The sequence below is a fragment of the Sideroxydans lithotrophicus ES-1 genome, assembly GCF_000025705.1.
Lineage (GTDB): Bacteria > Pseudomonadota > Gammaproteobacteria > Burkholderiales > Gallionellaceae > Sideroxyarcus > Sideroxyarcus lithotrophicus.
On sequence record NC_013959.1, the window covers coordinates 1,856,559 to 1,871,250 of the forward strand.

13 protein-coding genes and 1 tRNA gene are annotated in these 14,692 nt (G+C 58.9%); all 14 read right to left on the reverse strand.

The window, feature by feature from the left end:
- Nucleotides 1-2: 2 nt before the first annotated feature.
- Nucleotides 3-806: a hypothetical protein gene (locus SLIT_RS09150; RefSeq protein ID WP_013029956.1), complete on the reverse strand. Its 804-nt coding sequence runs from the start codon at nucleotides 804-806 to the stop codon at nucleotides 3-5.
- Nucleotides 787-2,472 (reverse strand): GspE/PulE family protein, encoded by a 1,686-nt coding sequence (locus tag SLIT_RS09155; RefSeq protein WP_013029957.1) that lies wholly within the window; start codon nucleotides 2,470-2,472, stop codon nucleotides 787-789. The genes SLIT_RS09150 and SLIT_RS09155 overlap by 20 nt, the downstream gene beginning before the upstream one ends.
- Entirely contained in the window at nucleotides 2,469-3,659 is a 1,191-nt protein-coding gene (locus tag SLIT_RS09160) for a type II secretion system F family protein (protein ID WP_013029958.1), read from the reverse strand. Before SLIT_RS09160 ends, SLIT_RS09155 begins: the two co-directional genes overlap by 4 nt.
- 20 nt (nucleotides 3,660-3,679) lie before the next feature.
- Nucleotides 3,680-4,120 (reverse strand): type II secretion system major pseudopilin GspG, encoded by a 441-nt coding sequence (gspG, locus tag SLIT_RS09165; protein ID WP_013029959.1) that lies wholly within the window; start codon nucleotides 4,118-4,120, stop codon nucleotides 3,680-3,682.
- 488 nt (nucleotides 4,121-4,608) lie between these two features.
- Nucleotides 4,609-4,693, reverse strand: a tRNA-Leu gene (locus SLIT_RS09170).
- Nucleotides 4,694-4,743: 50 nt separating this feature from the next.
- Nucleotides 4,744-5,739: a YhdH/YhfP family quinone oxidoreductase gene (locus SLIT_RS09175; protein WP_013029960.1), complete on the reverse strand. Its 996-nt coding sequence runs from the start codon at nucleotides 5,737-5,739 to the stop codon at nucleotides 4,744-4,746.
- Nucleotides 5,740-6,933, reverse strand: a complete 1,194-nt coding sequence (gene odhB / locus SLIT_RS09180) for a 2-oxoglutarate dehydrogenase complex dihydrolipoyllysine-residue succinyltransferase (protein ID WP_013029961.1) — start codon at nucleotides 6,931-6,933, stop codon at nucleotides 5,740-5,742.
- Nucleotides 6,934-6,969: 36 nt separating this feature from the next.
- The gene (locus SLIT_RS09185) at nucleotides 6,970-9,849 is read right to left on the reverse strand and encodes a 2-oxoglutarate dehydrogenase E1 component (RefSeq protein WP_013029962.1); all 2,880 of its coding nucleotides are present in this window, start codon (nucleotides 9,847-9,849) and stop codon (nucleotides 6,970-6,972) included.
- A gap of 17 nt (nucleotides 9,850-9,866) precedes the next feature.
- Nucleotides 9,867-11,153 carry a citrate synthase gene (gene gltA / locus SLIT_RS09190; RefSeq protein WP_013029963.1) on the reverse strand — a complete coding sequence of 429 codons (1,287 nt, stop codon included), beginning with the start codon at nucleotides 11,151-11,153 and terminating at the stop codon, nucleotides 9,867-9,869.
- Between the two features lie 18 nt (nucleotides 11,154-11,171).
- Nucleotides 11,172-11,495: an FAD assembly factor SdhE gene (locus SLIT_RS09195; protein ID WP_013029964.1), complete on the reverse strand. Its 324-nt coding sequence runs from the start codon at nucleotides 11,493-11,495 to the stop codon at nucleotides 11,172-11,174.
- A complete protein-coding gene (locus SLIT_RS09200) occupies nucleotides 11,492-12,187 on the reverse strand; it encodes a succinate dehydrogenase iron-sulfur subunit (RefSeq protein ID WP_013029965.1) in 696 nt (231 codons plus the stop codon). Before SLIT_RS09200 ends, SLIT_RS09195 begins: the two co-directional genes overlap by 4 nt.
- A 10-nt stretch (nucleotides 12,188-12,197) precedes the next feature.
- Entirely contained in the window at nucleotides 12,198-13,961 is a 1,764-nt protein-coding gene (gene sdhA / locus SLIT_RS09205) for a succinate dehydrogenase flavoprotein subunit (RefSeq protein ID WP_013029966.1), read from the reverse strand.
- Nucleotides 13,961-14,308 carry a succinate dehydrogenase, hydrophobic membrane anchor protein gene (gene sdhD, locus SLIT_RS09210; RefSeq protein WP_013029967.1) on the reverse strand — a complete coding sequence of 116 codons (348 nt, stop codon included), beginning with the start codon at nucleotides 14,306-14,308 and terminating at the stop codon, nucleotides 13,961-13,963. The genes sdhA and sdhD overlap by 1 nt, the downstream gene beginning before the upstream one ends.
- A complete protein-coding gene (gene sdhC, locus SLIT_RS09215; protein ID WP_013029968.1) occupies nucleotides 14,302-14,676 on the reverse strand; it encodes a succinate dehydrogenase, cytochrome b556 subunit in 375 nt (124 codons plus the stop codon). The genes sdhD and sdhC overlap by 7 nt, the downstream gene beginning before the upstream one ends.
- Nucleotides 14,677-14,692: the final 16 nt, after the last annotated feature.

Genomic DNA, 14,692 nt, shown 5'->3' on the forward strand with positions numbered 1-14,692 from the left:
GATTATTGGAAAACGAATACCGGCGTGCGGCATGGCATCCGGGATTGATCGCAGTTGATATACCACTCATCCGGAAAATCGCCCGTGCCAGCGAATCCCGGTGCATACAGGTACACCGCACCGCGTTCCGTTGCCGATTCGGAAACCAGGAATTCCCGTTCCAGCAGTTTCTGCAGTGCGTCCTGCCAATCGGCGCCGACCTTCATGGTGCGCAAAGTGTGCCAGTGCCCGTGCTGCAGCAGCGACACACACAATCGTCCAGGTTCGGCGACGACAAACCACACGACGGAATCCGGCATATCCTTTCTCCAGCGGTTGAAAATTTTCATGAAATACGGCTGCAACGAAACCAGCCGCACGTTGTACGCCGTGGCGACACGCTCAAGACCGTCCAGCAGGTCCTGGTCGATGGCACAGGCAACTTGCGTTTCGCCATAACCGCCCGGGCTCAAACGCAAAGCCCAGCGCTGGGCGTCCTCGCCGAAGGTACGGGTAAAACACAGGCGGGCGAATGCCTGCTCTTCGTCCTGATCGCTGATCTCGTCGCTCCACGGCACCAGCGCATAACGCACGAAATGGCTGGACAGCATGACCTGTGCATCCACCTTTTCGCCTTTCAGGTTGTGCAGGCCCGCCTCCAGTCCCTCCAGCGCTTTGGCCCACGGTTTCTGGCCGTGTGCCGGCGCATCGCAGTGGATCTCATGCCGGGCCACCGTTTCCGGCTGCAGCCCGCGGCCCAGGTGCACCATAGCCACCTTTGCGGGACCCAGGGCAATGCGCAACTCATCACGCAACAAAAGTGACACGATTGATCTCCTGTAAAGTGGTTTCACCGTTGTGTACCAGCTTGACTGCGGCCTCGCGCAGGAAGCGCGTGCCGTTGCGATGCGCCATCTCCTTGAGTACGCGGATGGGTTCGCGCGCCACGATCATTTCGCGCAACTCGTCGTTCAGGTAAAGCAGTTCGGCGATAGCCTTGCGCCCCTTGAAGCCGCTGCCGCGGCACTGCCCGCAGCCGCGCCCGATACGAAAATCGAAATCGTTGTCCGGGCTGATGCCCGACAGCTTCAGCAATTGCGCATCCGGCTTGTCCGGTACCGAGCAGTGCGGGCAATTGATGCGCACCAAGCGCTGCGCGAGGATGCCGTTGATGGCGGAGACGAAACTGTAGAGGTCGACGCCCATGTGCATGAAGCGCCCGATCACGTCGAACACGTTGTTGGCATGCACCGTGGTCAGCACCAGATGGCCGGTGAGTGCAGACTGGATGGCGATCTGCGCGGTCTCCGGATCGCGGATCTCACCGACCATGATCTTGTCCGGGTCGTGGCGCAGGATGGAACGCAGCCCGCGCGCAAAGGTCAGGCCCTTCTTCTCGTTGACGGGTATCTGCAGCACGCCGGGCAACTGGTATTCCACCGGGTCCTCGATGGTGACGATCTTGTCCTGGCCGCTGTTGATCTCGGTGATCGCACCGTACAGCGTGGTGGTCTTGCCCGATCCGGTCGGGCCGGTGACCAGCATCATGCCGTAGGGTGCGTTGGCGAGCTGGCGCAGCATGGCGATGGCCTCGTCGTCGAATCCCAGCGAATCCAGGCGCAGGCCATTGACCTGATCGGACAGGGTCTTCTTGTCGAGGATGCGCAGCACCGCATCTTCGCCAAAGATGCAGGGCATGATGGACACGCGGAAATCGACTTCGCGCCCGCGGATGGTGACCTTGAAACGCCCGTCCTGCGGCACGCGCCGTTCGGCAATATCCAGCTCCGAAATGATCTTGATGCGCGAGATGACCTGCTCGGCGAGATCCACGCCTTCCACGGTGTTCATGGTGTTCAGCACGCCGTCGATGCGGTATTTGATGATCAGGCCGGACGGGCCGGTTTCCAGGTGGATGTCGCTGGCTTCCAGGTTCAGCGCGTCGTACAGCGTGGAGTGCACCAGCTTGACCACCGTGCTGGTCTCCTCGCCTATGCTCTTGAGCGAAAGGTCGTCCACGCGCTGGCCGTTGCGCGTGGTGCTGCCGCTGGTCGCGATCACGCTGTCCATCGCGCGCATGCTTTCCTCGTGCCGCGTCAGGTAAGCCGCGATGTCGGCGGAATGCGCCAGATACCATTCGAAATTCACCTGCACATGCTCTTCCACCCAGGCCTGCAAGTCGGTATCGAACGGATCGCCCAGCACCACCAGCAGCCGGTCTTCGACATTGCGCAGCGCGAGGCATCCATGCGCCGCCGCCTCGGCAAACGCGACGACATCGAAAGCAGGTTCCAGCCCATACAACGTGTCCATGCCGAGCACCGGAAAGTGCAGCGTCGCGCCCAGCACATCGGAAAATTGCTGCGGCGACAGCGCCATGCTTTCTTCCAGCACCTTGCACACCGACTGGTGTGTCCTCGCCGATTCCGCACGCGCGGCACGTATCTGCTCCTGCGTGATGACCGGCACCTCAAATTGTTTCATCATGTTCATTGGATACTCCCGGCAAGTTCAAAAATGGGGAAATACATCAGGATCACGATGCCGCCGATCACCAGCCCGATGAAGGCCATCAGCAGCGGCTCGAACAAACGGGTGAACCAGTCCACCCAGCGTGCCATTTCCTCGTCGTAGAAATTCGCGATGCGTTCCGTCATCTCGCCCATGCCGCCGGTATGCTCGCCGACGCGCAGCAGGCGCAGCGCTACCGGGGTGGTCAGCCCATAGGTTTCCATCGCGTAGGAGATCGGCTGACCCTCGCGGATACAGTCCGAGGCCAGCGCCAGTTGCTTGCGCAGGGCCTGCTCCAGCAAACCGGAAACCATTTCCAGCGCCATGACGATGGGGATGCCGCCGCGTAGCAGCATCCCCAGCGTGCGGTAGAAACGCGCCAGCTGGTACACGCGGATATGCTCCCCGACCGCCGGGATGCGCCACAGCATACGCATCACCCATTGCCGGAAACCCGGCCGGGTAACCGTATAGATAATGGCCGCTGCGCTGCCTGCGCTCAAGGCAGACACCAGCGTGCGATGCGTCTCCAGCAACTGCCCCCATTGCATCAGCATGCGCGAAAAGAACGGCAGGTCGCTGCCGATGTCCTCGTAGACTTTGCTGAACCGGGGCACCACGTACAGCATCAGGAACAGCGTCACCAGCGCCCCGGTCCCAAGCAGCAGCATGGGGTAGATCGAAGCACTGACGACCTTCTTGCGCACCACATCCATGCGCGACTGGTAATCGATGTAGCGCGCCAGCGATTCGTCGAGATCGCCGGTCTTCTCGCTGGCATGAATCGTGGCAATGTAGAGCGGCGGAAAGATTTCGGGGAATTGTTGCAGGGCGTGGGATAGTGCATGTCCTTCGTACAGGCTCAAGATGACGCGCTGCAGGATATTGCGGTTGTGCGGATGGCGTTCCTTCTCCACCATGGTCTCCAGTGCCTCGACCTGCGTCAGGCCCGCATCGAGCAAGGCGCGCAGTTCCTGGCTGAACAGCATGAGCGAGAACCTGGTGCCGCCTGTCTGCGGCCACCGCAGCCAACGCTGCTGAGCCTTCACCGACAGCACATCGTAGCCCTGCGCCTGCGCCTGGCTGGCGGCATCATTGATATCGGCAGCCTCGAACGAGATAGCGATCACATCCGTTCCAGCTCGCACTGCTTTGACCTCATAGTGCATGGGTGCCTCCCTGGCGAATATCAATTATAGATATCCGCCGCCTCACCTTCGCCGCCGGGTTGTCCATCCTTGCCATAGGAATACAGATCGAATTCGCCACCATGTTCGCTTGGTATCATGTAAAGATATGGATTGCCCCACGGATCCGGCGGCACGGCTTTCTTCAGGTACGGTCCATCCCACTTAGGCTCATTGGGGGGGGCAGCATTCAGTGCACTCAGCCCCTGTTCCGAGGTCGGGTAATGGCCGGTATCCAGACGGTACTGGTCCAGCGCTTTCTCCAGCGCAACCATCTGCGACTTCGCCACCTTGATCTCTGACTTGCCGATCTGGGCGAAATACTTGGGCCCGACATAGCCGGCCAGCAATCCGATGATGACCATCACCACCAGCAGTTCCAGCAGCGTAAATCCGGATACAGACTCAGGTACTGATAGGGCTCTCTCTGTGTAGTGCCGCATGTCGGTCCTCCCTTGTGTTTGCGCAAGAATAGGCAAAGGGACTGTAAGGAGCCATGGGGGAATTACTGTATTCCTGCATACAGGGAATTTTGTATTTGCAATTATGGTGAATACTGTATGCCGGGACGTACGGATATTATTTTGATCGCCAGACTTTAGTAAACGCTCGAGCGCCAATCCGGGAACATCGTTGCCTGAGTTCGATCTTCGCCCTGGATGAATCGCTTCATGTGCACACTCCCACGATTCCCCGATACTTCCATTAATGCATCAACAGATTCCACACGTACACCTTCGATACGTTTTTACACAGTCCGGGCCAACTGCGGACAGTCGCGCCAAGGATTCAGAAGCTGATGGTACGCACTGACGGCCAATATCATTTCATGCATTTTGGGAGGTTTTTTCTGCGGCAAAATCCGGCAAAATCAACCTGAAATAACGAGTATTCGGGGTGATATGAAGCGAGGTGAAATTACGCAAGCATTTGGTGCGAAAGGAGAGACTCGAACTCTCACGCCTTGCGGCGCTGGAACCTAAATCCAGTGCGTCTACCAATTCCGCCACTTTCGCATTCGGAGCCGGGACAGCTCCAAGGGGCGCGCATTATAACCGAGTGATTTCTAGTTCGGCGCAAATTCCACCACGGCTCGTCCATGCGCCTGGCCGTCGATCAACCTTGCACAGGCTGCCGGCAACTCAGCGAAACCGATGCGATGGGCGATCTCGTCCAGCCGGTCGATACGCAGATCGCCGGCCAGGCGCTGCCATATCTGTTTGCGCAATGGCATCGCGGTTGCAGCAGAATCCACGCCCAGTAATTTGATTCCGCGCAGGATGAAAGGAAAGACGGAGGTATGCAGCTCGGCCCCGCCGGCATTGCCGAAGCTGGCGATGGCACCGTCTTGCTGCATGGTACGAGTGAGCCAGGACAGGGTCTCGCCTCCTACGGCATCCAGCGCCCCCGCCCACTGGGCTTTTTCCATAGGTCGCTTGCCGGTGAGATCGATCTCGCTGCGCAACAGGACTTCGCTCGCGCCCAGCGAAAGCAGGTATTCCCGCTCCGCCGGCTTGCCGGTCAGCGCAACGACCTGGTACCCGAGTTGCGCCAGCATGCGTATCGCCAGGCTGCCCACCCCGCCGGTCGCGCCGGTGACCAGTACTTTACCTTTCCCGGGCGTCAATTCGTTCTGCTCGAGGCGATGGATCGCCAATGCAGCCGTAAATCCGGCGGTACCCAATGCCATCGCATCGAACAAGGAAAGGGATACTGGCAAAGGCACCACCCAGTTCGCCGGCACCCGCACATATTCGGCAAAACCGCCGTCATGCGCGACCCCCATGTCGTAACCGGTCACCAGTACCCGATCACCGGCCTTGAAGCGCGCATCCTGCGATGTCTCCACCACGCCGGAGACATCGATCCCGCCGACACACGGAAATCGGCGAATGACTTTACCCGCCCCCGTTGTGGCAAGTGCGTCCTTGTAATTGACACCCGAGAAATGGGTGCGGATGACCACCTCTCCCGGATCGAGATCGTCCAGCGTCAACTCGACGAATCGGCCTTGCGATTTGCCGTTTTCGTCGAAAATGCGGAAAGCATTGAATGTCGTCATTTACAGATCCAGCAGCACGCGACCGGGGAACTCCAGCGCTTCTTTGATGGTTGAAAGGAATTGCACCGCTTCGCGCCCGTCGATGATGCGATGGTCATACGACAGTGCCAGATAGTTCATCGGGCGGATCACCACCTGGCCGTTCTCGGCGACCGGGCGATCCTTGGTGGCATGGATGCCGAGGATGGCGCTCTGCGGGGGATTGATGATGGGTGTCGAGAGCATGGAACCGAATACGCCACCGTTGGAGATGGAGAAAGTTCCGCCGCTCAATTCTTCCATGGTGAGCTTGCCGACTTTGGCGCGCGCCCCAAAATCCACGATGTTCCTCTCAATGTCGGCCAGCGAAAGCTGGTCGGCATCGCGCAGGACAGGCACGACCAGTCCGCGCTCGCTGCCAATGGCCACACCGATGTCGAAATAACCGTGGTAGATGATGTCCGTTCCGTCGACCGACGCATTGACGATGGGGAATTTCTGCAAAGCCAGCACCGCCGCCTTGACGAAGAAAGAAGAGAAACCGAGCTTCACTCCGTGTTTCTTCTCGAATGCATCCTTGTATCTGTTGCGCAACTCGATCACCGGCTGCATGTTCACTTCGTTGAAAGTGGTGAGGATGGCTGCATTCGACTGCGATTGCAGCAGGCGCTCGGCGATGCGCTGGCGGATGCGGGTCATCGGCACGCGCTGTTCTGGACGGTCACCCGTCGGTACGACGACCGGAGCAACTGCACTGGATGAGGCAGTTTGCTGGACCACTCCCAGTACATCCTCTTTGGTCACCAGACCATGCCGACCGCTGCCCTGCAGGCTGGCCGCATCCACATCGTGCGCATGCGCCAGTTTGCGCGCAGAAGGAGAGACTGCTACGGGCTGTGCTGGCGCTTTGGCGACACTCGCTGCCGGTTCCGCGGAGACCGCAGGCGTGGTTGCGGGAGCAGCCGTTTTTGCCACACCATCGGTGTCGATCTGGGCGATGACTTCGCCGCTGGCCACTTTCGTTCCATCCGTCTTGACGATCTTCGCCAGCACTCCGCTTTTGATGGCGGGTAATTCCAGCACCACTTTGTCGGTCTCGATATCGATCAGGTTCTCGCCCTCATTGACTGCTTCGCCGACTTTCTTATGCCAGGTAAGCAAAGTTGCTTCGGAGACTGATTCCGAGAGTTGCGGGACTTTTACCTCAATTATCATTTTCAGTTCCTCGTGTTATCTGGTCCAGACAGACATTCATTCGACCGAACGCAACTCATGGTGTCTGTCCAGGGGATTGTTCTTCACATCCAGATCCGGACGGAAGGCGGCCTCGATCACTTCCTTCTGCTGCTCGTTATGCGTGGCCAGATACCCGGCTGCGGGCGAAGCAGAAGAGGGACGCAATGCATAATCAAGACGCATACCGGTGCGCATATGGCGCAACAGGTAATGCTGGACGCGATGCCATGCCCCCTGGTTGCCGGGCTCCTCCTGGCACCACACCACCTCTGTCGCATTTGGATAGGCTGCGACCTGTGCCGTGAATTCGTCGTGCGGGAAAGGATAGAGCTGCTCTAACCGGATGATGGCCATATTCTCGATGCCCTTTTCGCGGCGGTGCTTGATGAGGTCGAAATACACCTTGCCGCTGCATGCGATGATGCGCTTGACCTTTGCTGCATCCAGCGTATCGGCTTCCGGCATCACGGTCTGGAACGTGCCCTCCGAAAACCATTTCAGCGGCGACGCCGCATCCTTGCTGCGCAGCAGGCTCTTGGGAGTGAACACGATCAGCGGCTTGCGATAGGGGCGCACCATCTGGCGGCGCAACAGATGGAATATCTGCGCAGCAGTGGACGGGATGCACACCTGTATGTTGTAGTCGGCACAGAGTTGCAGATAGCGTTCGATGCGGCCGGACGAGTGCTCCGGCCCCTGTCCCTCGTAACCGTGCGGCAACAGCATGGTCAGTCCGCACAACCTGCCCCACTTGGCTTCGCCGGAAGCGATGAACTGGTCGATGACGACTTGCGCGCCATTGGCGAAATCGCCGAACTGCGCTTCCCAGACGGTCAGCGTGTTCGGCTCGGCAGTGGCGTAACCGTATTCGAAGCCCAGCACGGCCTCTTCCGACAAGATCGAGTCGATCACGATGAAGTCGGCCTGATCCTGCGCAATGTGCTGCAGGGGTATGAACGAATCCTTGTCCCACTGCACGCGGTTCTGGTCATGCAACACAGCGTGGCGATGGAAGAAAGTACCGCGTCCGCAGTCCTCTCCGGAAAGTCGCACCGGATAACCCTCCGACACCAGACTTGCGTAAGCCAGATTCTCGGCCATCCCCCAATCCAGCGCCAGCTCTCCCTTGCCCATCGCGATGCGGTCGGCAATGATCTTTTCCACGCGCGAGTGCAGTTTGAAATTCTCCGGCAGTTTGACCAGACGCTCTGCCAGCTGCTGCAAACGTTCGCGCGACAGACTGGTCACGGCAGGCGTCTGCCACGAGACCCCTCCCTTGAATTTTGACCAGCTCACCGCGAATTCTTCCTTGAATCCGGTCAACACCGGCTGGATGGGATTGCGACCTTCATCCATGGCGCGGCGGTAATCGACCACCATGGCATCCGGTTCACCGGCTGCCAATACGCCCTGCTCGACCAGCCGGCCGGCATACAAGGCGCGGGTACCGGGATGTTGATTGACTTTCCGATACATCAGCGGTTGGGTGACCAGCGGTTCATCCTGTTCGTTGTGTCCCAGCTTGCGGAAACACACCATGTCCACCACCACGTCCTTGCCGAACTGCATGCGGTAGTCGAGGGCGATCTCGGTGACCAGCAACACTGCTTCCGGATCATCGGCATTGACATGGAATATCGGCGCTTCGACCATCTTCGCCACATCGGTACAATACAGCGACGAGCGTGTGTCGCGCGGATCGGAGGTGGTAAAACCGATCTGGTTGTTGATCACGATGTGCACGGTACCGCCCGTCCCGTAACCGCGCGTTTGTGACAGGTTGAACGTTTCCTGATTCACGCCCTGCCCGGCGAATGCGGCATCGCCGTGCAGCAGGATCGGCAACACCTGTTTGCCTTTCAGATCCAGACGGCGATGCTGCCGTGCGCGCACCGACCCCTCCACCACCGGATTGACGATCTCCAGATGCGAGGGATTGAAGGCCAGCGTAAGGTGCATGGGGCCGCCGGGCGTGGCTATATCCGAAGAGAAGCCCTGGTGGTATTTCACGTCGCCGGAAGCCAGATGCTCGGTATGGATGCCCTCGAACTCGGCAAACAGGTCCTTGGGCAGTTTTCCCAGCGTGTTGACCAGCACGTTCAGGCGCCCGCGATGCGCCATGCCGATCACGGACTCCTTGACGCCCTGAGCCCCGGCACGCTGCAACAGATGATCGAGCAAGGGGATCAGGGTATCGCCGCCTTCCAGCGAAAAGCGCTTCTGCCCCACATATTTGGTGTGCAGGTAACGTTCCAGCCCTTCTGCCGCAGTCAGCCGCTCCAGCACACGCTTCCTGACCTCTCCGGAATAATTCAGCTCGCCGGCGGGGCCTTCCAGGCGCGCCTGTATCCAGCGTTTCTTGGGCACGCTGCTGATGTACATGTACTCGGCACCGACACTGCTGCAGTAGATACGGCGCAGGCGCTGCAATATTTCGCGCAAGGTCATGCGCGCGCCACCGACCAGGGATCCGGTGAAAAAGGTGGCGTCCATATCAGCTTCGCTCAGGCCGTAATAGGATGGATTCAGTTCGGCCACTTCGGGCTTGGCATGGCGCTGCAACGGATCGAGATCGGCGTTGCGCACGCCGAGGAAACGATGGGCATTGATGAGTTGCAATACCGCGGCTTGCTTGCGCGTCTCGTCGGCATGCACCGGCGTCTCCGCCTGGCGTTTACCCAATTGCAGGAAGCCACGCTGGATCGGGCCATGCGCCACATCATGCGGTGCGTTTGGAGCTTGCAGTTTGTCGAAATAGGCGCGCCATTCTGCAGGGACCGCAGATGCATCGTTCAGATAGTCTTCATACAGGCTCTCGACAAAGGCGTTGTTGCCGCCAGAAAGCAACGACGTGTTCTGCATCATTTGCAGATAATCATTTCCCGGTGCATTCATGTCACACCTCGCTTAATTCAGCGTTTGGCCAACGGAACAAAATCACGCCGCGTCGCGCCGCGATAAAGCTGGCGCGGACGGCCGATCTTCTGTTCTGCATCTCCCACCATTTCGTTCCATTGCGATACCCAGCCGATTGTGCGCGCCACAGCGAAGATCACGGTGAACATGTTGGTTGGTATACCGATCGCGCGCAGCACGATGCCGGAGTAGAAGTCCACGTTCGGATACAGTTTGCGCTCGATGAAATACGAGTCGTTCAGGGCGGTCTTCTCCAGTTCCATCGCCAGCTGGAACAATTTGTCGTTCTCCAGATTCAGTTCCTTCAGCACTTCGTAACAGGTCTGGCGCATCACCGAGGCCCGCGGATCCATGTTCTTGTAGACGCGGTGGCCGAACCCCATCAGCTTGTACTTCTTGTCCTTGACACCTTGCACATAATCGGCGACGCGCGACACATCGCCTATCTCCTCGAGCATCTTCAAGGCTGCCTCGTTCGCGCCGCCGTGTGCCGGCCCCCACAGGGCCGCGATGCCAGAGGCGATGCAGGCGAACGGATTGGCGCCGCTCGAGCCTGCCAGGCGCACAGTCGAGGTGGAGGCGTTCTGTTCGTGGTCGGCATGCAGGATGAAGATGCGTTCCAGCGCACGCACCAGAACCGGGTTGGGCACATATTCCTCGGCTGGAGTAGCGAACATCATGTACATGAAGTTCTCCACATAGCTGAACTTGTTGCGGGGATGCATGAAGGTCTCGCCGATGTTGTACTTGTACGCCATCGCGGCGATGGTCGGCACCTTGGCCAGCAGGCGATGAGCCGATATCTCGCGGTTCTGCGGGTTATTGACGTCCAGCGAATCGTGGTAGAAAGCCGAAAGTGCGCCGACCACGCCGACCATCACCGCCATTGGATGCGCGTCGCGGCGGAAGCCATTGTAGAAACGCGCCAACTGGTCATGCACCATGGTATGACGCGTGATGACGCTCTTGAACTCGTCCTTTTGCGCCTTGTTCGGCAATTCTCCCTTGAGCAACAGATAGCAGACTTCCAGAAAGTCCGATTTATCAGCCAGCTGTTCGATAGGATAACCGCGGTAGTAAAGCAGGCCAGCATCGCCATCGATGAAGGTGATCTGCGAGGTACAGCTGGAGGTGGAGAAAAAGGCAGGATCGTATGTGAAGACGCCCAATTTGCTCAAGGCACGGATATCGATCACATCCGGGCCCAGCGTTCCCGACAGGATAGGGAACTCGACGCTGCGGCCATCATCCAGAGTCAGTGTTGCGATACGTTTGCTTTCCATTTTCAACCCTCGTTTCGTTCAAACATCTTTCAACCATTCCAGTACCACGCCTTGATGTGCATGCGTCAGCCCAGTCTTGCCCGTGATCAGATCCCAAAGCTCGGTGTCGGGCAGATCCAGCAACTCATCGAAGGCCACACGCTGTCCGTCGTCCATCGTCGGATAGTACCTCTCGATGAAACGTCCCAGCACGATATCCAGTTCCAGCAGCCCTCGCCGGCAGCGCCAAAGCAGGCGGCGTTCCGCCTCAGGATCCAGGATACGGGACACAGGCGTCAGGGATGCTCGCGCCCCTTCCTGCCGCCCTTCCCGTATCCCGTTTCCCGTATCCTGTTTCCTCATACGGCCCGTTTCACCATCATATCCTTGATCTTGCCGATCGCTTCCGTCGGGTTCAGTTCTTTCGGGCATACATCCACACAGTTCATGATGGTATGGCAGCGGAACAGGCGATACGGGTCTTCCAGGTTATCCAGACGCGCCGCGGTGTCCTGATCCCGCGTATCGGCGATGAACCGGTAAGCCTGCAACAGCCCGGCCGGGCCAACGAATTTGTCCGGATTCCACCAGAACGACGGACAGGCCGTCGTGCAGCAACCGCACAGGATGCATTCATACAGACCGTCCAGCTCCAGCCGGTCCTTCGGCGATTGCAGGCGCTCCGTCTCCGGCGGCGGATCGTTGTTCACCAGATACGGTTTGATCGAATGATACTGCTTGAAGAACTGGGACATGTCCACGATCAGGTCGCGGATGACCGGCAGCCCGGGCAACGGACGGATCTCGATCGGTTGCTTGAGCGAGGACAGCGACGTGATGCAGGCCAAACCGTTGCGCCCGTTGATGTTCATCGCATCCGACCCGCACACACCCTCGCGGCAGGACTTGCGGAAGCTGAGCGTATCATCCTGCTCCTTCAATTGCATCAGCGCATCAAGCAGCATGGCATCGCCCGCATCCATGCCCAGGTCGTAGTCCTGCATGTAAGGCGAGTTGTCAGTGTCGGGATTGTAGCGGTAGATACGGAATTTCATTGCCGCCTCCTCAATACACTCGAGCCTTGAGCGGGAACGACTCCACCGTCAGGGGTTTCAACCGCACCGGTTTGTAATCGAGCCGATGGCCTTCGCTGTAGTACAGGGAATGTTTCAGCCAGCTCTTGTCATCCCGCTCAGGATAATCTTCGCGCGCATGCGCGCCACGGCTCTCTTTGCGAGCCTCTGCGGCAGTCATCGTTGCCTGAGCCACTTCGATCAGATTATCCAGTTCCAGCGCCTCGACACGCGCAGTGTTGAACACTTTGCTCTTGTCTTTGATCTCGGTATGACGCACCCGTTCCGCCACTTCGCGGATATTGGCCACGCCTTCGGTCAACAGATCGGGGAAACGGAACACGCCGCAATGCGTCTGCATGGTCCGGCGCATTGCATCGCCTACTTCCGCGACCCGCTCGCCATCTTTCTGGTTCTCCAGACGGGCCAGACGGGCCAATGGACGATCTGCCGCATCGGCGGGCAACGGTTTGGGGTTGGGATTGTTCTTCAAGTCCTCGATGATCTGGCGCGCAGCCGAACGCCCGAACACGATCAGGTCGAGCAGCGAGTTGCAGCCCAGCCGATTTGCACCGTGCACCGATACACAAGCGCATTCGCCGACGGCATAAAAACCCTGTACCACATCTTCCGGCGCAGTCCCGTGCGGAGCAACGACCTGCCCGTGATAGTTGGTCGGGATGCCACCCATCATGTAATGCGCGGTCGGCACCACCGGGATGGGCGCCTTGGCGGGATCGACATGCGCAAACTTGAGCGCGATGTCACGTATGCCCGGCAGACGGTGACGGATCACCTCATCGCCCAGATGATCCAGTTTGAGCATGACATGATCGCCGTGCGGTCCACAACCGCGCCCTTCCTTGATCTCGGTCGCCATCGCGCGCGACACCACATCGCGGCTGGCCAGATCCTTGGCGGTTGGCGCGTAACGCGGCATGAAGCGTTCGCCATCCTTGTTCACCAGGTAGCCCCCTTCGCCGCGCACGCCTTCGGTGATCAACACGCCCGAGCCATGCACCCCGGTCGGGTGGAACTGGAAGAACTCCATGTCTTCCAGCGGAATGCCGGCACGCGCGGCCATGCCGAGGCCGTCACCCGTATTGATATAGGCATTGGTGCTCGCAGAGAATATGCGCCCCGCGCCCCCGGTCGCAAACAATGTGGCACGCGCCTGCAGGATCATCACTTCGGAAGTCTCGATCTCCATCGCCACCACGCCCAGTACGTCGCCGTCCTGGTCGCGGATCAGGTCGAGCGCCATCCATTCGACGAAGAAATTCGTGTTGGCTTTCACATTCTGCTGGTACAAAGTGTGCAGCAGCGCGTGACCGGTGCGGTCGGCTGCCGCACAGGCACGCGGCACCGGGTTCTTGCCGTATTCCTGCATGTGTCCGCCGAAAGGCCGCTGGTATATCTTGCCGCTGTCCAGCCGGTCGAACGGCATGCCGAAGTGTTCCAGTTCATATACCACTTCCGGCGCGGCACGGCACATGTACTCGATGGCATCCTGGTCACCCAGGTAATCCGAACCTTTCACCGTGTCGTACATATGCCAGTGCCAGTTGTCTTCGTTGACGTTACCCAGCGAGGCGGCGATGCCGCCTTGAGCAGCCACGGTATGCGAACGTGTCGGGAACACCTTGGACAGCACCGCAACCTTGAGTCCCGCATGCGACAACGTCAGCGCAGCGCGCATCCCCGCCCCACCCGCACCCACCACAACCACATCGAATGTTCTTTTCGCCAATGCCATCAAAGCCCCCAGAGAATCTGCAACGACCAGATCGTATACAGCACCAGCGCAAGTATGACCAGCACATGGATCGACAAGCGAATGCCCGCCGGCTTCACATAATCCATCACGATATCGCGCACGCCGATCCACGCGTGATAGAACAGACTCAACAGGAACAGCATCGAGAAGGTGCGCATGATGTTGCCCGAGAAAAGATCGATCCAGGTGTCATAGCCCAGGGAAGGCTGCATCAACAGATAAACCACGACAACCAGGCTATAGACAGCCATCACTGCAGCAGTGACGCGCTGTGCCAGCCAGTCGCGCAGTCCGTAGTGCGCACCGGTCACGATACGATTCACCATAGCTCCACCCCGAACAGCACAGTCAAAGTCAGGCTGACCGCCATCACCCACATGCTGCTGGCGCGTGCTGCGGCAAGACTCGGCAGCAGATGCAGATCGATAGCCAGATAGCGCAACCCGGCACAAAAGTGATGCAGGAAAGCCCACATCAAACCGAATAACACCAGTTTCAAGACCGGATTGGACAGGTACTCGGTCAGGTTGGTGTAAGTTTCGATGGAACGCAGGCTTTGGTCGAGCAACATCAGCAACAAAGGCAGGGAAAGGAACAGCACTGCACCACTGACGCGGTGCAGGATGGAAACGTAACCGGGTAGGGGTAATTTGATCTTGTGCAAGGCCAGATGCTTGGGGCGTTTTTTATTCATTTCTATTTTTCCGCAA